Origin of the sequence: Kitasatospora sp. NPDC048298, from assembly GCF_043201465.1 — a bacterium.
GTDB lineage: Bacteria > Actinomycetota > Actinomycetes > Streptomycetales > Streptomycetaceae > Kitasatospora.
The window spans coordinates 1-20918 of the sequence record NZ_JBICYZ010000088.1; the positions used below are offsets into that span (position 1 = coordinate 1).

The following is a 20918-nucleotide window of genomic DNA, read 5'->3' on the forward strand; positions in this document are numbered from 1 at the left end:
ATGGCAGGCGGCGCGTTCGTCCACACCGCGGCCATCTCCACCGGCCACAACGCGAACTCCTTCCCCCCGGCCCCCTACGTCCACGCCTACAACGCGGACGGCAAGGAGATCTACAACCAGAAGACCCAGCCCACGGTCAAGGGCGCCGCTCAGTAGGCGTTACCTCAGGCGTTCGGTGGTGGGGCGGTCATCCCCGTGGTAGCGCGAGGTCGCGCGGCGGATGAGCATACGCAGTGTGACGATGAGTGGATCCGCTCCACCGCCACCTCTTGTCGGCCTGGACCGGGGAGGGGACGCCCATGCGGCTGACGTAGAGGATCGCGTTCACGATCTCTAGCAGGGCACGTCGCCGCGGCAGCGCCACAGGGTCTCGCGGTCCGGGTAGACGTGGGCGTTCGGAGAGAGCATGTGGCCGACCCACTGCCGCCCGTTCCCGGCGGCGACGAAGGCCTCCGCCTGGTAGGCGAGCGGTGTGTCGCGGCGGGGGGTGACGCACTCCTCCGGGTCGCTGGTGAAGGTGGCCCCCGGGGCGACGGTGGTGTGCACGACGGAGCGCCCGGGGTCGCAGGAGTGCAGGACGCCCGACCAGAAGCCGGCCACCTTCGCGGTCACCTCGATCGGCACGTCCGTCGGATTGTCGACCCGGACCGCGAACAACACCTGGCGGGGCTGCACCATCGCGCAGGCGCGCAGCCAGGTGCCGGACGGCCCGGCCTTCGGCGCCGAGCAGCGGCTGTCCCCGCCGAGCGCGCCGACCTCCACCGCCTGGGCGAGGCCCTCCGCCGACTCCGCCGACTCCGCCGGGACCGCCGCCGGCTCCCGCCGGGCCGCGCCCGCGGACGGCGCCGTCACCACCGAGGCGGTGTCGTCGGGGCCGCCGTTCCCTGCCCACAAAGTCCCGCCGGCCACGGCCACGGCCGCGGCGGCGGCCGCGAGCGCCAGGGCCCCGGACGCCGCACCCCGTCGGCGCCGCCACTGCCGCGCGACCCGCGACACCGCCGGCCGGGCGTCCGGCGGCCCGTCAGCGACCACCGGACGCGCCGGGACCGGTACGGCGGCGGCCGCGGCGGTGGGGATGGCGGCGGCGGGGACGGCAGCGGCGGTCCGGCGCGCCGCGCGGCGGTCGCGCAGCCCGTGCTCCGCCGCCAGCCTGGCCTGCCGGTGCCAGTGCTGCCAGCGGGCCAGCTCAGCCGGGTCCGTGCCGAAGATCCTGGCGAGTTCGGCGAGGACGGCGAGGTCGGGCAGCTCGGTGCGGCCCGGGTCGAGGTAGCGGCTGATCGAGGAGGTGCTCAGCCCCCGGACGTTGGAGCCGCTGAGCCGGTCCCGCAGCCGGGCCGCCACCCGGTCCAGGGACAGGCCGCACGCGCCGAGCCCGTCGTTCAGTGCGCCGACGAGCAGGACCCTGGGGTGCTCTCGTTCTTCCGCCGTGGCCCCCGCGGTCTCGTCCGACGGTTCGTCATGCATGCGCTGTTGTCCCAATCGCTGTCCCGGTGTGCATCGTTTCCGCAGGTCGGAGCGGTGGGACGGGAAGTGGGCGAGCTCTGGGACGCCGCGCCGGCCGAGGGGCCTGGTGACGGCCCGGGAGCGTCCGCAGGATGGTTCCCACGACATCGCACCGACTCGCTGACTCGTCGACTCCCGCCGTGCCACCGCCTCCCGGTCCCCGCGTGCCTCCGGCACGCCCGCCGACTGTAGGGCAGGCGACCGGGCGACGGGCAGGACCGGTTCACCCCAACGGAGGAGCTCTCATGAAGCCGTACAGGCGCACCTCGACCGCCGCCGCGCTGGCCGCCCTCACCCTGCTGCCGGTGCTCGGCGCGGCGACCGCCGCTCCGGCCGCGTCCGCCGCCACCGTGCGGGACCGCGTCGTCTCGGCGGCCCGGGGGGAGGTCACCCCCGACGGCGCCTCACCCGAGAAGACCGGTTCCTGCGACAAGTACTTCGCCTACCACAGGAACGGCGGATCCTGCGCGAAGACGCCGTGGTGCGCGGCCTTCGCCGAGTGGACGTGGCACTGGGCCGGGATCGAGGAGACGCCCGACGTCCTCGCCGCGCGCGGCATCGGCAAGTGGGGCAGGGAGAAGGGGCTGTTCCACGCGCGCGGCGCGTACACCCCGAAGCCGGGCGACCTGGTGATCTACGGCGAGCCGGACGGCGGCACGCCCGGCCACGTCGGCGTGGTCGCCGCCGTCCACCCCGACGGGACCCTCGACACCGTCGACGGCAACCTCGGCGACGCGGTCGCCCTCCGCACCGGCCTCGACCCCTCGAAGGTGAGCACCAACCACCAGCCCGTGTCGGGCTACGTCAGCCCGCCCGGCGCCTGAGCCCCCCTCACACCGCCCACCCCTCGAACCGGAAGGACCTCTCGTCATGGAACGCGCCGCCCGTCAGCGCCTCGGCCTGATCGCCTCGCTCGCCGCAGCCGCGGCCGCCCTGCTCGCCGCCCCGCAGCCCGCCTACGCGGGCCTGGACCCGTGGTCGTGCGTGGAGGGGCGCGTCTGCGCCTACAGCGGCCCCGACGGGACGGGACAGGTCTGCGCCTGGCCCTACGACGACCCGGACTGGCAGGCCGGGGACACCTGCAGCTGGTCCGCCACCACCAAGGTCCGCTCGGTCTACAACCACGGCACCTCCGGCAGGCCCGTCGGCTTCTACACCGGCGCCGACTACACCGGCCAGCGCGTGGTGTGCACGGCGGCCGGCGCCAAGGGCAACTTCTCGCAGAACGGCGGCACCGGCGTCCACCTCCGCTCCCACCGCTGGACCTGCTAGCCCTCCGGGGGTGTCCCGGTCCCCACCCCGGCGGGGACCGGGACACCCCCGGCCGCCGCCACGGCTGAGCCGGTCGGAGCCCTGGAGGAAGGTGTGGGTGTCGCGGGCGTAGACCGTCAGCGACCAGTACTGGCTGACGGGGACGTCCGCGGTGACGGTGAGCCGGTAGTTCTGGCCGCCATCGAGGTCCTGGCCGTCCTGGTCGGCGATGGCCATCAGGTAGGACTGCCCCTTGCCGAAGTGGCGGGCGGAGAAGAGAGCCCCGAGCGCACCGGGTGGAGTCGGGCGCTCAGTCCTGAGGTTCCGTCAGGGAGCGCAGCCGGTCGACCAGTTCCTCGGAGCGGGCCCGGTAGCGCGCGACCGATGCCATCTTGATCCCCTCGTAGCCGCGCACGGTGTCGGGCAGTGCGGCGATCTCGACGGCCAGGCCGTGAACGTCCTCGCCGAGGAGCCGGCAGACCTCGGCCACGGTGGTCTCGTACTCGACCACCAGCGCACGTTCCGTGCGTCGCACGCGCGCCGCTCCGAACGGGTCGAGGCGGGTGCCGCGCAGGCCCCGCATCGCCGCGAGGGCGCGGAACGCGGGTCTGAACCAGGGGCCGAGTTCGATCTTGCGGGTCATCCCCAGCGCCCGCAGCACGGGCGGATGAAGACGGTAGGACATCCGTGCGCCGTCCCCGAAGCGGGCTCTCACCTCCCGCTCGACCTCGGGGTCGAGGGAGAGCCGGGCCACCTCGTACTCGTCCTTGTACGCCATCAGCTTGTACAGGTACGTGGCCACGGCCTCGGCGAGTGCGGTCGAGCCGGGCACGCGTTCGTTCTCGACCCGCCGCACCCGTTCGACGAAGCGCAGGTACCTCGTCGCGTAGGCGACGTTCTGGTACGCGATGAGATCCGGGACGCGGACCTCCAGGAGCCGGGCGAGTTCCGACCCGGGGGCGGCCCCGGCCGACGCGAGGACGCCGCGGGCCGCGGAGGACAGGCGCCGTTCCGGCCTCGCCGGAGCGGTACGTCCGGGCAGGACGGCGGCGAAGGCTTCGGGGTCGGCGACGGCTTGACGGCCGAGGCGGAACGCCTTCAGGTTGGCTTCGACCTTGACGCCGTTGAGGGTGATCGCCTCCTCGATGGCGTGCGCCGGGACCGGCAGCCCGCCGCTCTGGTACGCCGCACCCGTCAACAGGAGGTTGGCGAACTGGTCCTCGCCCAGCAGGTCGGCGGCGAGCCGCCGCGCGTCCAGGAAGACGCTGTCCCTCACCCCGGCCCGGATCCTTTCCTTGAGTGGTTCGGCGGGCGGGAAGGACACGTTGGGGTCGATCACCATCCGTCCGGTCGGGACTTCCGTGGTGGAGACGACCGCCACCGTTCTCGCCGGGGCGGTCGCCGACAGGTTTCCGGGTTCCGCGGCCACGAGCAGGTCGCAGCCGAGGTAGAGGTCGCACTCCTCCAGGGCCGCCTTGCCCGCCTGGTCCGTCCGTTCCGTGGTGATCTTGATGTCGGAGACCACCGCGCCGCCCTTCTGGGCCAGGCCGGTCTGGTCGAGGGTCCGGACGTGCAGGCCCACGAGCGAGGCCGCGGTGCTGAGGATCTGCGCGAGGGTGACCACGCCGGAACCGCCGATGCCGGTGATCCGGATGGTGTGGGACGCCGGCACGGCGGGTGCCGGATCGGGCAGGGCGGCGGTGTCCGGCATGGGGACGGCGTCCGGCATGGGCGCGGTGGTGAAGGCGCGCTTCCCCCTGGCGGGAACGACGGTGAGGAAGGACGGACAGTCCCCTGCCAGGCAGGCGTAGTCCTTGTTGCAGGAGGACTGGTCGATCCGGGTCTTGCGCCCGAACTCGGTGTCGACGGGTTGCACGGAGAGGCAGTTCGACTGCTGCCCGCAGTCGCCGCATCCCTCGCACACCCGCTCGTTGATCACCACCTGCTCGGCGGGCTCGGGCGCGAGGCCGCGCTTGCGCTTGCGTCGGAGTTCCGTCGCGCACTCCTGGTCGTGAATGAGCACGGTGACCCCGGGGGTCCGGGCGAGCACGTCCTGGGCCTCGGGGAGCCGGGCGCGGTGCCAGACGACGACGCCCTTCGGAAGCGTGACCCGCCGGTAGCGCTTGACGTCCTCGGTCGTGACGATGACGCGTCCGACGCCCTCCGCCAACAGCCCCCGCACGATCGCGGGCACGGGCATGACGCCGACCGGCTGCTGCCCGCCGGTCATCGCCACCGCCGAGTTGTAGAGCAGTTTGTAGGTGACGTTCACCCCGGCCGCGACCGCCGCCCGGACGGCGAGGCTGCCGGAGTGGTGGAAGGTGCCGTCCCCGAGGTTCTGGATCAGGTGGTCGCGGGCGAGGAACGGCTGCATCCCGATCCACTGGGCGCCCTCGCCGCCCATCTGGGTCATGCCGATCACGTCGCCGGCCTGGGCGGGGTCCATGAGCGTGACCATGGCGTGGCAACCGATCCCGGCTCCGACGGCGGCGCCCTCGGGCGCCTTGGTCGAGAGGTTGTGCGGGCAGCCGGAACAGAAGTAGGGGGTTCGGGTCGCCACGGGCAGGAGCGGAAGCGCCCGGCGCCCGGCCGCCGCCGGCCGCCGGGCGTCCGACCAGGCCCGTACGGTGGGGAAGTCGCCCAGGCTGTTCAGCCGGCGGGCGAGCCGTGCGGCCACGGTGTCGGGATCGAGTTCTCCGTCGAACGGGAACAGGACCGAACCGTCGGGTGCGCGCTTGCCGGAGACGGTCGGCCGGTTCCCGTGCCCGTAGAGCAGTTCCTTGAGGGCGGTCTCGATCAGCGGCCGCTTCTCTTCCACGACGACGATGTGGCTCAGTCCCCGCGCGAACCGCTCGACGACCGTGGGCTCCAGCGGGTGGATCATGCCGAGGTGGAGCAGGCGCACACCCCGCCGGTTCAGTTCGGCGTCGTCGAGCCCGAGGATGCGCAGGGCCTGGCGGACATCGAGGAAGGTCTTGCCCGCCGCGACGATGCCCATGCGGTCGTCGGGCCCCGAAACGGTGATCCGGTTGAGGCCGTTGGCGGCGGCGTAGCGGCGGGCGATCTCCAGCCGGGCGCCCTCCCGGGTGCGTTCCAGATCGCCGAGCGCCGGCTGCACCATCCGGGCGCCGACGGTGTGGCGGTACGGCGCTCCGTCGACGACGAGGTCCGGTTCGACCGGCGAGATCCGGCCGGCGCTCACGTCGACGGTGCCGGAGCCGTCGGCGACCGCGGTGACGATCTTCAGCGCCACCCACAGGCCGGATGCCCGGGACATCGCCACACCGTGCAGTCCGAAGTCGAGCGCCTCCTGCGGGTCGGACGGGTAGAGCGTGGGCAGACCGAGGTCGGCGAGGAGCAGTTCGGAGGCGCCGGGGACGGTGGACGACTTGGCGGCGGGGTCGTCACCGACCAGGGCGAGCGCGCCCCCGGCCGGGTGGGTGCCCATCAGGTTGTTGTGTCGGATGGCGTCCGAGGCGCGGTCCAGGCCCGGGGACTTGCCGTACCAGACAGCCGTGATGCCGTCGACGCGCTTGTCCGGCTGCGCGGCCGCGAGCTGGGTGCCCTGGACCGCCGTCGCCGCCAACTCCTCGTTGACGCCGGGGCGGAAGACGATGTCGTACTCGTCGAGGAGGGGGCGGCAGCGCGCGAGTTCCAGGTCGTATCCGGCGAGCGGCGAACCCTCGTACCCGGAGACGAATCCGGCGGTGCTGCGGCCCGCGCGGCGGTCGGCGCGACGGATGTCGAGGGGGAGGCGGGCGAGCGCCTGGATGCCGGTGAGGTGGACGCTGCCTTCTTCGCGGGTGTACCGGTCCTGGAGGGAGGGCCGGGGTCCGGTCGTGTTCTGAGAGGTCACCACTGTGTTCCTCCGGGATGGGGCATCGGTGGGCGGGGCGGGGCGGCGCGGGTACGGGGCGGGACGGGGCGGCGCGGGTACGGGCCCGTCGGCCCGCTTGCCGGTCGGCCGGGCCGCTGAGTGGGGGCGAGAGACCGGGCGAGGGAAGGGGAGGGGAGCGCCGGGCTCGGGGCCGGCGCTCCCGCACGAGGTCAGCTCCGGGGCGGGGCCGGGGGCGGGGCCCCCGCCCCCCCCCCGCGGGCGGGGCCGGGGGGAGCGGGACCCGGCGGGCCGCGCGGGGCCCCGGGGGGGGGGGGGGGGGGCCGGGGGGGGGGGGGGGGGGGGGGGGGGGGGGGGGGGGGGGGCGCCGCCCCCCCCGCGCGGGGCCGGGGGGGGGGGGGGCGCCGGCCCCCCCCCCCCCCCCCGCCTCCGGGGACGGGACCTGAGGAAGCGCTACCGGGCGGGCCGCTCGGCTCCGCGGAGCAGGTCGGTGAGAGCCGACAGGGGAGTCGATCCCTCGGCGCTGTGCCACGCGATGTGACCGTCCGGCCGGATCAGGAGGGCTCCGTCCGCACCGATCCCGAGCAGTTCGAGGCAGCGGCCGTCCGGGCTGGTGACGTCGCGCCCGATGACGACGGTCCGTCGCGCCATGCCGCCCCCGGCCCCCTCGGGCCGCGCGGAGGACTCCTCGGACCGCGCGGGGGACCCGGGGAAGAACGCCTCGAAGGCGTCCGCGAACGCGTCGGCCCACGCGGCCCCTCCCGGCCCGGCGATGAGGGTGAAGCCCGGTACCAGGAGGTCGTGGGTGGACACCCGCTCCCCGCCGCGTTCGACCCAGGCGTGCGGAAGTCGCGCTCCGCGGAGGGCGATCGGCGTGCGGTCGACGGTCGAGGACGGGGCGCCGCCCGCGCCGTCGGCCCACCGGGCCGCTCCGTAGACGTACCCGATCTCCTGGTTCAGCGCGTCGAAGTGCGGGCGCTGCAGGGGGACGGCCTGCGCGATCCGCCGGCGTTCCGCCGCGGCGACCTCCGGGTCCGGGCTTTCGAGGCGTGCGGCGACGGTGGCCGTCCCGGGCCCGATGCCGACCTCGGCCATCTTGACGGCGTTCAGCATGCTGTGGCGGGCGTTGTCGACGGCGACGGGGCGGCGTTCCCGCTCGTAGCTGTCGAGCAGGGCCTCGGAGGCGCGGCCGCTCAGCACGGCGGCGAGTTTCCAGCCGAGGTTGTCCGCGTCGGCGAGGCCGCTGTTCATGCCGAGGCCGCCCGTCGGCGGGAACTGGTGCGCCGCGTCGCCGGCGAGCAGGACACGGCCGCTGCGGTAGGTCCCGGCGGTCCGGGCCGTCATGGTCCACGACCCCACGGAGCGGATGTCCACGTCGAGTTCGGTGGTTCCGACGGCGTCCCGGATGATCCGGGCGCAGCGCTCGGGCGGGTAGTCCCGCGGCGATTCGACGGCCGGGTCGAAGCTCCGCTGGAAGGTCCATCGGCGGGCGCCGTCCATACCGATGAGCACTCCCGGGGAGACGCTGTTGATCAGCCAGATCAGCAGGGCGGGGTCCTGGCGGGTCCACGGGGAGAGGTCGGCGTGGAAGTAGATGTTCAGCTGGTGGCCGAGGACCGGGGCGCCGTCCATCGCGATGCCGAGCCGGTCGCGCATGCCGCCCGTCGCCCCGTCCGCCGCCACGACGTAGCGGGTGTGCAGGGTCTGCCGCCCGCCCGCTCCTTCCACGGTGACGTCGACGACGTCACCGTGGTCGGCCACCTCCGTGACGGTGGTGTCGTAGTGGACGGCGGCCGCTCCCTGGGCGAGGACCGCGTCCAGGAGGTGCCGCTGCACCCGGTCCTGTGCGCAGGAGGCGAGTTGCTCGGCCGAGGCGTGCGCCCGCTCCAGGAGCGGGCCCCGGGGGCCTTCGGCGAAGTCGATCTGGCCCAGGGACTCCCCGGCGAGGGTCTGCTTCCACAGGATGGTGCCGGCCTGTGCAGGGTCCACCGCGTCCGCCCGGACGGCGTCCGCGATGCCCCAGGCGCGGAACAGTTCCATGGACCGGGTGTTGACGACGTGGGCCCTGGGATGGGGGTTGATCCCGCCGAACTGTTCGCAGACCACGCTGCGGACGCCGTGCCGGCCGAGGACGAGTGCGGTGGCCAGGCCCACGGGGCCGGCGCCGATGATGACGACCGGCGCGTCGATGTCCTTCATGCGCGCCGGACCAGGTCGGCGGGGGACTCGCCCGACTCGAAGCGGCGCAGGAGGTCGTCGGGGTCGAAGTCGACCCCGATCGGATTGGCCTCGAAGGCCCCGGACCGGAACCACTCGTCGAGGGCCTCCGGGGTGGCGAAGTTGTCGATCTGGAGCTCGATGTGGTTGCCGTCGGGGTCCTCGAAGTACATCGAGGTGGTCGGCCCGTGGTTGATGCACCAGAAGGGGTGGATGCCCTCGCCCTTCAGCCGCCGGTACGTGTCGAGCAGGTCCTTGATCGTCGCGTAGGTGAACGCCACGTGGTGGAGACCGGTGTGCGCCTCCGTCGGGCGCTCGGACGCCCCGGTGGCGACCAGTGCGACACGGTGGTGTTCGTCGTCGTAGGTCAGGAAGGCGAGGGCCTCGTTGGCGAAGGCGACACGGCCTTCGAGGACGTTCGCGTACCAGTCGGTCATGACCGGCAGGCGGCCGGTGCGCAGGACGACGTGGGCGAGTTTGTCGGGAGAAGCCATGGGGTGGCGACCTCCTTCTCGGGAGCACGACAGCCCTCTTGGCTGTCATACAAGAGAAACTTAGAAGTCTCTTGTATGACAGTCAAGAGGTGGCTCAGCGCGCCGCCGCGGCAGCGACCAGCGCTTCCATGAGGAGGTCGACGAGCTCCCCGGTCGGCCGGTCCAGCGTCCGCGTGCTGACCAGCAGCCCTTCGAAGAGCACGTGCGCCAGATCCGCCACCGGTGCGACATCCGCCCCCTCGGGCAGCCGGTCCGCGACGGCCGCGAGGAGGCGGGCCTCCAGCCACTCCTGCATGCGGTCGTAGGTGTCGGCCAGCGCCGGCGACTCGCCCATGCGGTCGTACGCCTCCCGGTGCAGCCCGCGGTAGGCCTCCAGGCCGACGAGGCACGCCACCAGCTCTCGGCGCGGATCGCCCCCGATCGCGGGATCCGCCTCGACGTGCTCCCGCTCGCGCAGGAACCTGCGGTCCAGCGCGGCGGCGAACAGGTCGTCCTTGGTCGGGAAGTACCAGCGCACGGCGTTCGCCGCGACGCCCGCGGCCCTGCCGACCTCGGCCAGGCTGGTCCCCTTGTAACCCTGGGCGGCGAAGAGTTCCCAGGCGCTCTCGACCAGGACGGCCTCGCGCTCGGCTTTCGGGATCTGTTGACGGTTCCTTGGCATGACAGCAAAGCCTAGGCGGCACCGCCGCACCCCCCGTCCGCGGCTCCGGGGCTCTTGGGAGCGGCTCGGGGAGGCGGGCCCGGGGAGTGGCTCCGGGGAACGGGCTCGGGGAACGGGTCCGGCGATCGACGGGCTCTTGACTCCGAAACAAGAAGGCTCTTGACTCTGAAGCAAGAGAAGTCCCTTCCCCGACCCGCGGGAGTCATTGATGCGCCTGTACAGCACAGCCCTGGGCATCGCCAGGGAGGACAGCCCCGGTGAGCTCTCCCTGCTCGACCTCCCCTTCGCCGACCTGGGCGCCCTCCTGCGCGGCCCCGGGATCACAGCGGCCCGCACGGCGGCGGTCGTCCGGCAGGTCACCCTCGACGAGGTCCGCGTGCACGCACCCGTTCCCCGCCCCGGGAAGATCCTGATCGTCGGACTGAACTACCGCAGTCACGCGCAGGAGGCCCTGGAGATGTTCGCCGCGATGGGCCGGCCCGACATCACCCTGCCCACCGAGCCGAACTTCCAGGTCGTGGCCGGTTCCGCGGTCATCGCCCCCGGCGACGACATCCGCCTCCCGGCGGTCGCGTCCCGGCAGGTCGACTACGAGGGCGAGGTTGCCGCCGTCATCGGCGCGCCCGCGACCGCCGTCGACACCGCGGACGCGATGGGCCGCCTCGCCGGCCTGACCATCGCCAACGACGTCTCGGCCCGCGACATCCAGCAGCGGGCGATGTCGGGCGATCCGACCGCCTCCATCGGCGTGTCCAAGAGCTTCGACACCTTCAAGCCGCTCGGCCCCTGCCTGGTCACCCCCGACGAATTCCACGAGCCGCTCGACCTGCGGCTGCGCACACGGGTCAACGGCGAGCTGCGCCAGGACGACCGCACCGCAGGCTTCATCCACGGCGTGGCCGAGCTGATCTCCCACCTCTCGCGCTACCAGACCCTCGAACCCGGCGACGTGATCCTCACCGGCACCCCGCGCGGCGCCGGCGTCTTCTCCGGCCGCCACCTGCACCCCGGCGATGTCGTCGAGGTCGAGGTCGAGCGCATCGGCACGCTCCGCAACCGCGTGGCGGCCGCCCCCGAGGCGTAGAAGCGCGGGCGCGCATCCCGCGTTGGTGCGCCGAGAGAGACCGCCGTCGGCTCGCCGGACAAGGGGATGGCCCTGCCGGGGAACGTGCCACAACCTCGGCCCCCGGTACGCGACCTGTCGCCCTCGGAGAGAACACCCGGCTATTGGAGCCCCTTTGGCTCCAGGCGGTACTCTCCGGTCTCGCCGTGGCCGTCGTGCTCATGGCGAAGGCCCGGTGGTCGGTCCTCGCTACCGGCCTGCGTCGGCTGGGCCGCACATGGTCGGTTCCCGCACGTGCCGTTCTCGCCGCCGCTGCCCTACGCCAAGCCGAACTCCGCCTCGACAGCCAGCACCGCAACGACCTGCTCGAAACACTGTTGACCATCAGCACCAACCACACCAGGGGCCACGACGCGGCCCTCCTGCCCGCCGAGCAGCTCGAAGGCCTGGGACCCGCCAAGGACCGCACCCTGCTGTGGGCCTTGCTGCGCACCGGGGCCGGGGTGGCGGTCGTCACGGCCGCGGTCTGGGCGGGAGAGTGGTTCGGCCTGTCCAACCCGGTCCTGATGCTGGGCGCGCTCGCGGTGTTCAGCTTGGCATTCCGCCGCCACGCCGAAAGGGTGCCCGACGCCGTCCTGGCGAGGCTGTCCGGCTGAAGGGCCAAGCAAGGCCACGCCCGGAGATTGAGAAGGTGCCGGCCACCAGGTGGCCGGCACTGCTACCGCGGGGGACGTCCTCGGGGTTGGGTGGCCGTGGTCCAAGCTCGCCCGCCGTGGGTCGAGGCCGGGTCGCCGTCCCCGGGGTGCTGCCCGCCGAGGCGGGGATCGACGGTTTGGCGGCGTCGTGCGGCGGGCGGGGGCATAGCGCGAGCGTGACCACGACGCCGGACCGCCTCGACCTGTCCGCCCGATGTCGCCGACCCGCCCGACCAGGAGGCCGTGGAGGTGGACGTGATGCTGTGTGTCCAGGTCGGCCTCACTGCCGCTGCGGGCCTGGCGAACGCTGGCGACGAGGTCGCGGCGCGGTGGCGGTGCGACCCGGAGTAGGCGGCCGCTGGCCGCGAGCTCGCGGCCAGCGGCGAGTACCTCGTGGCCGAGGTCCTCGACGCGGCGGTTGACGCCACCATGCAGACCGGCCCCGGCCCCGCGCATGCGCCGCCGGGGCCGGCGGCCTCCGCCCGCGCGGGAGAGGGCTCCGTGCGGGCCGACCGGCTCGACGGGTCCGTCCTGGTCCCCGTCGAGACCGTGCCTCAGGGTGTCCGGTTTAACCCGTTTCGCTAGGACGGTCCCAGCCGTCTTCCCTGGCGAGGGGCGCTACGCGACCGAGCTGGGGCAGCTGCTGGGACATCCGTCGTGCTTGGGCCGGTGGTCCTGCAAGCACCCGGTCAACGACGGAGGCCGAGCAGCTCGGCCGTCTCGGCGCGTCGGTTCCAGGCGATGACGGCCAGCGGCACCATGAAGAGGAACGGGGTCCCGGCGTTCTCCCCGTGCATTGCGGCGAGCTGGGTGACGAACGCGAACACCAGAAAGACGATGAGCGCCGTCGCGGCCGGCCCGGCCAGCCGTCCGACCAGTAGACCGATTGCCCCGGCGAGCTCCACCAGTCCGGTCAGGTACATGAACCAATGGCCCCAGCCGATGGCGTCGAAGACGGTCGTGGCGGCGGGGAGCGCGAGCAGCTTGGGCAGCGCGCTGGCCAGGGCGAAGAAGAGCGCGAGCAGGATCCGCAGCGTCCAGACCGTCCGGACGACGGCCTGGCTGGACTTCACGGCGGTGGCGGTGCTGGACATTTCAGGTCTCCCCGGGCAGCTGTCGTTGCTTTCTCAGGTTTGACTGCCGCCACCATCCGAACTCATCGGTCCGGTGAGAGGAATTTTCTCCCCTGGGCAGGTGGCGCCCTGCGGGCTCTGCTCGGCCGGCGCCGCGACCAGCCGGTGACGCTGACGGCCCTGATTCCGGCCGCAGGCGTGCGGGCCGAGGCGGTCGCCGCCGGCGGCACCCCATCGGCATCGCCAACCGCACCGGGCCCGGCGACGACCCCACGTTCCGGCCCGGCACCCGGCCGCGCAAGCAGGCGGGGGCCCACACCGACGGCAAGCCGACCGACCACCAGAGCACGCTCCTGGACGCCCTCACCCGGCACACCGAGACCGCCACCGGCTGACCGCCCCGCAAGCCCCCCCACCCGGCCGGGACGGACGGCCCCGCCTCCGGTCCGAGGAAAGGCGGCGACGCCCCAGCGATCTCCTCGCGGTAGCGCGGGCGACCGGGCCGCTGCGCGTCCCCGGCCCAGCCCGGCCCGACACCCCGGCCTGCGCCCGCCGCACCGCCCGGACCGTGCACGGCCGCAGCCCGGGCTGTCGGTGGTGCGTGCAAGGATCGCCGACATGACCGAGGAGACCTTCGACTGGCGCCCGTTCCTGACGCGGTGGAGCGAGGAATGGGCCGGTACGTACGGGAGCCCGGACGAGCTTCCGGCCGCCGGCGACGAGACGGCCTGGCACGCGCGGTGGCTCGGCTCCGGGCCCGCGTCCGGGGAACGGATCACGGCGGTCGAGGAGCGGTTGGGGCATCGGCTTCCGCCGTCCTACCGGGCGTTCCTGGAGGTCACCGACGGCTGGCGGCACGCGGGCGGCTTCGTCTACCGGCTGGCCGGCAGCGGCGAGGCCCACTGGCACGAGGACGCGTTCGGGCTCAGCGAGTACTACGGCGAGGGCGAACTCGAGGGCATGTGGGCGCGCGCTCTCCAGCTGGACGTCGAGTCGGACATGACGACCGTCCTGCTGGACCCGCTTGCCGTCGGCGAGGACGGCGAGTGGGCGGTCTACTGCCACAAGTCGTGGGCGCACAGCGCACCCACCAGGTACGGCTCCTTCCGGGAGTTCATGCTCGACATGTACCGGGAGTTCCACAGCCTCACGGCCCACCGCCAAGGCTCGGAGTTCGTCAACGACACCACCCGCCGACTGGACGCCCAGGTGGAGGCGGCCCGCCTGGACGCGCTGCGCGGCGAGCACGAGCGGGCGGCCGCCGCGCTCACCGAGGCCGCCGGATTCGGCCGGCCCCGGGCACTCGGCATGGCCGACCAGCTGCGCCGCTTCCACGGGCAGACGTACACCGTGTACTACGGCGGGTTGGCCCAGGACCCGCTCTACTCCGGAGAGTTCGTCCCCCTCCTGGCGGTCGAGCACATGGAACGGGGCTGGGACGTGGCCTCCTGGACCTGTCAGACGAGCTCCGGGTCCGACGAGCTCCGGGAGGCGGCCGAGGAGATCCTGCGCGAGGTCACGGAGCGCACGTTCCGCTACACCGCGCGGGGTCCGTTCGGCGAGGCCGTCGAGCGGGCCCGCGAACAGGCCCGCTGGGGGCGGACGGAAGCGGCCTGGCGGACGCTGCTCGCCGCGATCCCCAAGTGGACACCGCTCGAGCCCGACCACCTCGCGCCGGTCGGCCTGCTCGCCGACCCGCTCCTCGGTCCGTTGATCACACCGGACCGGGGCCGGGAGCTGCTGGCCACCGCCCGGGGCCCGGAGGCGGCGGAGCACAGCGGTGGGGCCGACGGGACGTGGGCGGCTGAACCGGCGGACGGCCTCGTCTGGTTGGCCGATCCGCCACCGGGCAACGACCGCCCCGAGTCGTACCGTTTCGTCCTGGTGGAAGGGGCCGGACCGGCCGATCTGCCCGCGCGGCTGGGCGGTCGGGACGCGGCACTCGACGCCCCGGTGACGCGCTGGGAGCTCAACCGGCGCAGGTTCCGGGGAGGGGTGAGCTCGGCCTACGAGGACTGCGCGGTCGTCACCGTCGGCCACGCGGGCGACTCGGGGTGGAGCTTCGCCCTGGACCAGTTCGCGGCGGGCCACATCACCTCCCGCTTCGTGTCTCCCGCCGTCGCCGCCTCCCTGGGCGCGGCACCGCGGGGCGCGGCCCTGCCGGACGGCGCCGTGCCGTCCGGCACCCGGGCCGTGGTGGTGTGGTGCGAACCGGAGCGCGGACTGTTCCACCTCTCCGTCGCCGAGCGGGGCATCGAGCAGTACGCCTTCACCGTCGACGGCCCCGAGGTCAGCCGCAGCTGCGGCCCGATACCGCCCGGGCTCGACCCGGACACCCTGTTCGCCGCCCCCGCGGTCCCCGGCGAGAACGCCCCGGACCGTAGTGGCGAACGGCGGGCGCTGACGGCGATCGCGGCCGAGTTCGGTGTGAGCCTGCCCCGGTTCGCGATCACCAAGGGGCGGCTGCACACCTTCACCACCCGCTCCTGGACCCGCCCGCCGGGGCCGGACGAGATCTACGTGGTCGCCACCGTCGGGGGCGCGCCAGAGTAGGCCCCTGCACGGCGGCGCCCTGGATTCCCCCCGGTGCCGCCCTCCCGTCAGGACATCGTGGACGAAACTGTTCTGCTGGGGCCGGGCCGCGTACCCCCTGCCCGGCGCCACCGGCACCGTGATCATCACGGAGGAGGCCGGCGACGACCCTGAGGAGGCCTGCGTGTGGAACCACGACGAGTTCCGCCTGCTCGGCCCCGCGCTTGATCCTGTCAGCACGCCCTTCGACATCGGCTGCGGCCGCCTTCCTTCGGACGGACGTTCCCCCTCAACCACCACCGCGCCCGCCGCCGAATCCGTGCGCAAGTGCCGCGGAAAGCCCCGCACCGGGTGGTGGCGCCCTTCGTCGCCGACCCCCGTGTGACACACTGCGCGCGGCTCGACTGCTCGTGGCCACCGTGGCCCGAGACCTTGGTCGGCGGCCTGTGGGCAGGACGGCCGAGTCGGTCTAACTTTCGCTCCATGGAGCGGACTCCGAACCCGGCGCGCTGGCAGCCCCAGGACGGGCTGCCCGCCTCCACGGTGTGACGCCCTCTGCGGCACCCGGTGGCCCGCCGCAAGGCGGCACTGCCGCGCCGGAACCTGACCGGGGAGCAGGTGGAGGAGATCATCGCGCTCGGCTTCGCACGCTCGCTCGCCGCCAACCGCTGGGTGCCGGCCCCGGCCAAGGGGTCCCGCTTGGCGCAGCACCAGGAGCCCGCTGCTGCGCCGGATCCGGGCCACGGCCGGCGCGGGTCCGGCGCAGGCCACCGATCTGTGGCCAGCGCTCTCTGGCGAGCGACCCAGCCACCGGAGCGGGTGCGTGATGACCATGCAGACCCAGGACCGCCAGTGGACCATCCACGACAACGGCCGGCGATCGCACCGCACGGCAGCGGACCTCGAGGCTCTGTCCAACATCGGTAACGCCTGGGCCTTCGGGCGACGCCTCGCTAGGCTGCACCCGAAGCCGCACGGGCCTACGGGGGGAGCGCGCACATGGCGGAGATCGTCGTACCGGGTCCGGAGCCGGACTGGCAGCCCGCCACCACCCCGCCGTACCACGTCGGCAAGAACCCGGCCTCGCAGTTCAGCCTCTGGGAGGCGGCCGCGAGTACCTTCCGGATGATCGCCGGTCTCAAGCCGCCGCTGGATGCCCTCGCCGCCCGGCTGCGCCTGAGCGTGGAGCGCAGCTGGGAGGACCCCGGCGAGGTGGACGCCGCCGTGTTCACCATCGACCGGCGGCATTTCGCGCTCAGCCTCATGCCGTACGGGCAGAGCGAGACCTGGGTATGGCTGCACCGCTCCCACGAGGACGCCGACGGCGCGCTCCAGGTGCTGCTGGACGCGCTCGGGCTGAGTCAGGACGCCGTGGTGTTCACCGGCAGCCCGGACACCGGCTTCCACTACCGCGGCGCCGACCAACCCACCTGAAGCACGCCCACCGGCCGACGGCCGTCCCGCCTGGCTGGGTGAAGGCAGCAGGGCGGCGGGAGACGTAGGTCGGTGGTCGACAAATCGGGGTGACAGGTCTCGACCTGGTCGGCATGATCGGTCAGTTGTTCCGTCATGTCCTACCTCGGGGGTACGCCACGTCCATCCACCGCGAACGAGCCTGGGACCTGCCGTGGTCCGCGGCTGACCCCGGCCGGAACGCTTTCGACTGGGACGACGAGGAGGCGGCGCGGCTGACGGCGCTGGTCGTCCCGATGGTGCCTCCCATCGATGCCGAGCGGATGGCGGGCTTTCGATTCATCGATGAGGTCACCGCGCTTCTGGTCTCCCGTTACGGCCGGTGGGCCTGCGGCTGGGATCATTCGAACCACCACGGTGGTCCCGTCGAGACTTGGTGCTGCGATTCGCACTCGGTCGGAGAGGCGGAAGAGACCGCCGAACGCGTCGTGACCTGCCTGTTGGAGTGGCGTGACTGACTGGAGGACATGGCCGAGCGGTTCGAGCAGCTTGCGCCCCTTCCCGGCGCGGACGCCGAGGACCGCAGCTGGCACCTGGAACGCGCGGTGACCCGCCTGGTCAGCGCAGTCGTCAACAGCACCCACGCTGAGTCGTCCTGGTACGGGATCTGCGAGACGACGCTGACCTGGTTCCTCACCTCCACCGGCCTGGGACCGAAAGAGGCTCAGAAGGCGGTGGAAGCCGCGATCGGCGGCCGGTTCAAGAGCCACATCGCACCCGCCCCGACCCTGGTGGACACGGTAGGAGAGAACCTGGCGATCCACCTGACCGGCCGAGGGTTCTACCGTGAGCGATGACGCGCTGGCCGCGTGGTGCAAGGTCAGGGAGCAGGTCGACTGGTCCTCGGCCGCGAGCGTGCGCCCGGCGTCGGTGCGCCCTGCCGTGGACGGACTCGCCGCCTGGTTCGACGGTCCGGTCCGCCTCCGCGACCCGGACCGCGCCGACCGGCTGCTTGCCGCGATGACCCTGTCCCGCGCCGCCGCCTCACACGGAGAGCCGCTCACCCCGACCCTTCTCGCCGGCTGGCAGAAGCTGGTCCTGGGTGTGAACGAGGTGCGTCTGCGTCAGGGCGACGCCTTCGCCAAGGACGGCCGTGAACGATACGGGCTCACAACCCACACCTGGCAGGACTTCGCCGCCTGCCTGCACCAGAGCGCCGAGCCGTCGGTCCCCCTGCCTGCCCGCGCGGCCAGGGCGTACCTCGACATCGCCTTCTTCCACCCCTATCCGGACGGCAACGCCCGCCTGGCACTGCTGGTCCTCGCCCACGTCCTGGATACGGAAGGAGTACGCCTGGACGAAGTGGGGCCGCTGCAGACCACCCGCTACGCGGACGACCCGGACGGCGCTCTCGACCTGGCGGCTCTGGTCACCGTACTGATCCGCGCCTCTCACCGCCGGGTAACCGCGCGGTGAGAGGAGCTCCGCCGAAGCGGACAGGCGGGTACGTCCGGTGCGGCACGGCGCCCTCCGACACGATGTTCACGCCGCCCGCGGGAACCTGTGTCGGCGGCCGTGGCAGCGACGCAGGAACCGGCGACACTGGGAACTGGCCGATCACGTCCTGGGCCGGCTGGACCCGCACTTCCACATCGAACGGGAGGTGCCCGGCCGCTACCCCGGAGGGGAGGGCGTCCGTCTCGACGCTGTGCTGCGCCCCCGTGACACCTCGGGGTGGTTCGACGCGGATCCGGTGTTCGGCGTCGAGTTCAAGCACCCAGAGAAGATCACCAGCTTCGGGTAGTTTGGCGCGCAGATCGCGCGGGCTTTCGACTACAACCACTGCACCTTCGACGCTTCGACGGACACAGGCGCTTGTCCGTGTTCCTGTGCCCATCGCCGGTCGCGGATTTCCTCGCGCAAGCCGAGCAGGTCATCGCCGCCAACCGCCGAATGTTCGAGCAGTGGCAGGAGCACCTGTCGGGCATCGAGTGCTCCACCGGGTCCCGGACACCGGAGGAGATCGAGGTGATGGCCCGCGAGCACGCGCGGTCCGGCGTGCGCAGGATGGCCGCCCGGACGCCCTCGCCCGGGAGGCCCGCCACTGGACCGACGACCACCGCGAGCGGGAACTCGCCCACGAGAAGGCTGTGTTCGTGACCCGGCTGCTCGGCCAACTCGGCGTCGGCGAGCTCATGCCACACCAGTTCAGAGGCTGGATGCTCCTGCGCTGTGGCCAGCCGGTGTGGAACGAGACGACGGGTCCTTCCCGGAGCATGGGAACCCTCCGGCCGAAGATCGGCAACCGGTAGCAGTCGGCCACCTGTCCGCTGCCGGCCCGTTCTCCGTGGCGCCCTGACGGGTTCCGGTGGGCAGGGTGGTGCTGATCCGGTGCGGTGTCGGTTCCTCCAGCCGACGCACCGGGGCTGCGGTCCCGGCCGGCCTGTCCCGCAGCGCCGGGGAGGTCGAGGCCTGGATGGCCTCGCTCGCTGGGTCGTGGAACGGTGAAGGGCCAGGCCTCCCGGGCAGCGGGAGGCCTGGCCCTTCGGTGTCAGTGCTGGATGGTGGGGTGCAGGGTGGTGACGGCGCCGTAGTGGCCGTCCGAGGCGCCGCCGACCTCGATGGCGACCGGCGCGGCGGGGGCCCGCTTGAGGCCGACCCGGAAGGTGTACGCGACCGGGTTGCCCTTCATCACGCCCTCCAGCTGGGCCGGTGCCACGCCGAGCCGTCCGTTGCAGTCCTCGGTCACCTCGAAGGACTTCCACTCGTTGCCGACCTTGGCCTCGACCGTGACGTCCTGCCCGGTCAGGCCCTCGCTGGCGGGCAGGGACAGGTACACGGTCGGGCGCAGGCGGCCGGGGCCGTCGGGCGAGGTGACCTTGAAGGTGAACTCGGTGGGGGTCTTGCCGATGACGAGCGGGGAGGGCTTGGAGGCGGAGGCCACGACGGGGCGGTGGCTGTCGACGACCGAGGTGGTCACGACGCCCTTGGTCAGCACCTGATAGGTGGACGGCGTCACGGCGTCGGCTTCGACGAGCAGCCGGCCCGGCTGGTTGCTCGCGTCGAGCACCATCCGGTACTCGACGGTGCGGCTCTCGCCCGCGGCCAGGGTGAAGGCCGCGTCGTTGCCGGTGCCCGCATAATCCATGCCGCCGCCCTGGCTCAGCGCGGGCATGGCCTTCCAGCCGGAGGCGTCCTTGCGCTCCAGGGTGCCCTGCGCCATGGAGAGCATCCGCCGGCACTGCGCGCCCTCGTACTGCTGGGTCGCCACGACCGGGGCCACGGCGCGGCTGCCCGAGGCGTCGTTGTTCTTCCAGGTGACCGAGAACGAGACCTGGTTGCCGACCTGGATCTTCTGGCCCTGCTGGAGACCGTTGAAGGTGATCCCGATGCCACCGGCGGGCTTGGCCGGGGCCTTCGCGGCGGGCTTGGTGTCGGCCTTGGTGACGGCGGGGCCCTGCCCGGCCGGGGCCTGCGCCGCCGGGGCCTCGGTGGTGGGCGCGGCGGCGGCCGGCGTCTCGGCGGTGGGCGTGGTCGGGGCGGGGGTGGTCGGGACGGCGCCCGCGCCGGGGGTGGCCGAGGAGGTGGCCGAGGGGGTGGGGGCGGAGGCGGCGACGGACGATCCGCCGTTGGTCGGGCCGCAGGCGGCGACACCGACGGCGGCGACGACGGCCAGCGGGACGATCTTCGCAATACGGGCGATAACGGACGCGTTCATGTGACAGTCCCCCCAAGGACACGGTGATGGTGGTTTCGATCGGATGAGCGGGCGCCCACTGTCGCGCCCCGAGGAGCCGGCCCGAGCCCCCCGGCTTCGCCGGCTCGCTCTCCCCGCCTCTCACCCTGATAGACGTCCATCCCGCCGGGGGGTTGCACCCGGGTTCGAAGAAATTTTTCGTGACCCTCCCCGGAACGAACGCCCCGGCCCGCGAGCGGATGGCTGGTCGGACCGTTGATCGCTCTGCGGAAGGCGTTCTACGGGCTGCGGGCCGTGCAGAGCCCGGCCGGAGATCCAGCAACGAACAAGGGAAAGGAGCGTTGCCGTGAGCGATACCCCTGCAGACCCGAGCCGTGACCCGCACTTGCCGCCGGGTGGTTCGCGGGATGACGCTGGAGGGAAGACGGCAACGGGTGTGGGAGGCGTCGCTTGTGGACGGAGGCGAGCATGCGGGGCGGCCTGC

At 73.0% G+C, this 20918-nt stretch carries 18 protein-coding genes and 2 pseudogenes; 11 read left to right on the plus strand and 9 right to left on the minus strand.

Annotated features, from left to right (window positions below):
• Positions 1 to 159 precede the first annotated feature (159 nt).
• Both ACGF0D_RS39085 and ACGF0D_RS39090 read right to left on the minus strand, forming a co-directional pair.
• Positions 160 to 310: pseudogene (locus tag ACGF0D_RS39085) on the minus strand (IS5/IS1182 family transposase); the annotation flags it as partial.
• A gap of 23 nt (positions 311 to 333) precedes the next feature.
• Positions 334 to 1464: a helix-turn-helix domain-containing protein gene (locus ACGF0D_RS39090; protein WP_392924803.1), complete on the minus strand. Its 1131-nt coding sequence runs from the start codon at positions 1462 to 1464 to the stop codon at positions 334 to 336.
• A 284-nt stretch (positions 1465 to 1748) separates the two neighbouring features.
• Between ACGF0D_RS39090 and ACGF0D_RS39095 the strand changes: the two genes are divergently transcribed.
• Positions 1749 to 2327, plus strand: a complete 579-nt coding sequence (locus ACGF0D_RS39095; protein WP_392924805.1) for a CHAP domain-containing protein — start codon at positions 1749 to 1751, stop codon at positions 2325 to 2327.
• Between the two features lie 46 nt (positions 2328 to 2373).
• Positions 2374 to 2775, plus strand: a complete 402-nt coding sequence (locus ACGF0D_RS39100) for a peptidase inhibitor family I36 protein (RefSeq protein ID WP_392880443.1) — start codon at positions 2374 to 2376, stop codon at positions 2773 to 2775.
• 84 nt (positions 2776 to 2859) lie between these two features.
• Here the strand turns inward: ACGF0D_RS39100 and ACGF0D_RS39105 are convergent.
• The 5 genes and pseudogenes from ACGF0D_RS39105 to ACGF0D_RS39125 form a co-directional block, all read right to left on the minus strand.
• Positions 2860 to 2991, minus strand: a pseudogene (locus ACGF0D_RS39105) (DUF1214 domain-containing protein); the annotation flags it as partial.
• Between the two features lie 73 nt (positions 2992 to 3064).
• Positions 3065 to 6610 carry an indolepyruvate ferredoxin oxidoreductase family protein gene (locus ACGF0D_RS39110; protein ID WP_392924807.1) on the minus strand — a complete coding sequence of 1182 codons (3546 nt, stop codon included), beginning with the start codon at positions 6608 to 6610 and terminating at the stop codon, positions 3065 to 3067.
• A gap of 432 nt (positions 6611 to 7042) precedes the next feature.
• Complete coding sequence (locus tag ACGF0D_RS39115; protein ID WP_392924808.1) at positions 7043 to 8788, minus strand: FAD-dependent monooxygenase; 1746 nt, start codon at positions 8786 to 8788, stop codon at positions 7043 to 7045.
• Positions 8785 to 9300: a VOC family protein gene (locus ACGF0D_RS39120; protein WP_392924810.1), complete on the minus strand. Its 516-nt coding sequence runs from the start codon at positions 9298 to 9300 to the stop codon at positions 8785 to 8787. Before ACGF0D_RS39120 ends, ACGF0D_RS39115 begins: the two co-directional genes overlap by 4 nt.
• 94 nt (positions 9301 to 9394) lie before the next feature.
• Positions 9395 to 9961: a TetR/AcrR family transcriptional regulator gene (locus ACGF0D_RS39125; RefSeq protein ID WP_392880453.1), complete on the minus strand. Its 567-nt coding sequence runs from the start codon at positions 9959 to 9961 to the stop codon at positions 9395 to 9397.
• Positions 9962 to 10169: 208 nt separating this feature from the next.
• Between ACGF0D_RS39125 and ACGF0D_RS39130 the strand changes: the two genes are divergently transcribed.
• Both ACGF0D_RS39130 and ACGF0D_RS39135 read left to right on the plus strand, forming a co-directional pair.
• Entirely contained in the window at positions 10170 to 11045 is an 876-nt protein-coding gene (locus ACGF0D_RS39130; protein ID WP_392924811.1) for a fumarylacetoacetate hydrolase family protein, read from the plus strand.
• A 185-nt stretch (positions 11046 to 11230) separates the two neighbouring features.
• Positions 11231 to 11680, plus strand: coding sequence for a hypothetical protein (locus tag ACGF0D_RS39135; protein WP_392924813.1), 450 nt, complete (start codon positions 11231 to 11233; stop codon positions 11678 to 11680).
• Between the two features lie 728 nt (positions 11681 to 12408).
• On the opposite strand, the gene ACGF0D_RS39140 is transcribed toward ACGF0D_RS39135, so the two are convergent.
• Entirely contained in the window at positions 12409 to 12813 is a 405-nt protein-coding gene (locus ACGF0D_RS39140; RefSeq protein WP_392883197.1) for a DoxX family protein, read from the minus strand.
• A gap of 597 nt (positions 12814 to 13410) precedes the next feature.
• Between ACGF0D_RS39140 and ACGF0D_RS39145 the strand changes: the two genes are divergently transcribed.
• From ACGF0D_RS39145 to ACGF0D_RS39175, 7 genes are all read left to right on the plus strand, one after another.
• On the plus strand, positions 13411 to 15345 hold the full coding sequence (locus ACGF0D_RS39145; protein WP_392924814.1) for an SMI1/KNR4 family protein: 1935 nt from the start codon (positions 13411 to 13413) through the stop codon (positions 15343 to 15345).
• Between the two features lie 118 nt (positions 15346 to 15463).
• Entirely contained in the window at positions 15464 to 15709 is a 246-nt protein-coding gene (locus ACGF0D_RS39150; protein WP_392924816.1) for a hypothetical protein, read from the plus strand.
• Positions 15710 to 16323: 614 nt separating this feature from the next.
• On the plus strand, positions 16324 to 16758 hold the full coding sequence (locus ACGF0D_RS39155) for a hypothetical protein (protein ID WP_392924818.1): 435 nt from the start codon (positions 16324 to 16326) through the stop codon (positions 16756 to 16758).
• 89 nt (positions 16759 to 16847) lie between these two features.
• Entirely contained in the window at positions 16848 to 17255 is a 408-nt protein-coding gene (locus tag ACGF0D_RS39160; protein ID WP_392924820.1) for a hypothetical protein, read from the plus strand.
• 9 nt (positions 17256 to 17264) lie between these two features.
• The gene (locus ACGF0D_RS39165; RefSeq protein WP_392924822.1) at positions 17265 to 17594 is read left to right on the plus strand and encodes a hypothetical protein; all 330 of its coding nucleotides are present in this window, start codon (positions 17265 to 17267) and stop codon (positions 17592 to 17594) included.
• The gene (locus tag ACGF0D_RS39170; RefSeq protein ID WP_392924824.1) at positions 17584 to 18213 is read left to right on the plus strand and encodes a hypothetical protein; all 630 of its coding nucleotides are present in this window, start codon (positions 17584 to 17586) and stop codon (positions 18211 to 18213) included. Before ACGF0D_RS39165 ends, ACGF0D_RS39170 begins: the two co-directional genes overlap by 11 nt.
• A 187-nt stretch (positions 18214 to 18400) precedes the next feature.
• The gene (locus ACGF0D_RS39175; protein WP_392924826.1) at positions 18401 to 18541 is read left to right on the plus strand and encodes a hypothetical protein; all 141 of its coding nucleotides are present in this window, start codon (positions 18401 to 18403) and stop codon (positions 18539 to 18541) included.
• Positions 18542 to 19288: 747 nt separating this feature from the next.
• Here the strand turns inward: ACGF0D_RS39175 and ACGF0D_RS39180 are convergent.
• Positions 19289 to 20455 carry a hypothetical protein gene (locus ACGF0D_RS39180; protein ID WP_392924828.1) on the minus strand — a complete coding sequence of 389 codons (1167 nt, stop codon included), beginning with the start codon at positions 20453 to 20455 and terminating at the stop codon, positions 19289 to 19291.
• Positions 20456 to 20918 lie beyond the last annotated feature (463 nt).

Bases quoted from the DNA above. Each gene is read 5' to 3' on its own strand.
- ACGF0D_RS39090 (WP_392924803.1), bottom strand. From the start codon at position 1,464: ATGCATGACGAACCGTCGGACGAGACCGCGGGGGCCACGGCGGAAGAA.
- ACGF0D_RS39095 (WP_392924805.1), top strand. From the start codon at position 1,749: ATGAAGCCGTACAGGCGCACCTCGACCGCCGCCGCGCTGGCCGCCCTC.
- ACGF0D_RS39100 (WP_392880443.1), top strand. From the start codon at position 2,374: ATGGAACGCGCCGCCCGTCAGCGCCTCGGCCTGATCGCCTCGCTCGCC.
- ACGF0D_RS39115 (WP_392924808.1), bottom strand. From the start codon at position 8,788: ATGAAGGACATCGACGCGCCGGTCGTCATCATCGGCGCCGGCCCCGTG.
- ACGF0D_RS39120 (WP_392924810.1), bottom strand. From the start codon at position 9,300: ATGGCTTCTCCCGACAAACTCGCCCACGTCGTCCTGCGCACCGGCCGC.
- ACGF0D_RS39125 (WP_392880453.1), bottom strand. From the start codon at position 9,961: ATGCCAAGGAACCGTCAACAGATCCCGAAAGCCGAGCGCGAGGCCGTC.
- ACGF0D_RS39130 (WP_392924811.1), top strand. From the start codon at position 10,170: ATGCGCCTGTACAGCACAGCCCTGGGCATCGCCAGGGAGGACAGCCCC.
- ACGF0D_RS39140 (WP_392883197.1), bottom strand. From the start codon at position 12,813: ATGTCCAGCACCGCCACCGCCGTGAAGTCCAGCCAGGCCGTCGTCCGG.
- ACGF0D_RS39145 (WP_392924814.1), top strand. From the start codon at position 13,411: ATGACCGAGGAGACCTTCGACTGGCGCCCGTTCCTGACGCGGTGGAGC.
- ACGF0D_RS39155 (WP_392924818.1), top strand. From the start codon at position 16,324: ATGGCGGAGATCGTCGTACCGGGTCCGGAGCCGGACTGGCAGCCCGCC.
- ACGF0D_RS39165 (WP_392924822.1), top strand. From the start codon at position 17,265: ATGGCCGAGCGGTTCGAGCAGCTTGCGCCCCTTCCCGGCGCGGACGCC.
- ACGF0D_RS39180 (WP_392924828.1), bottom strand. From the start codon at position 20,455: ATGAACGCGTCCGTTATCGCCCGTATTGCGAAGATCGTCCCGCTGGCC.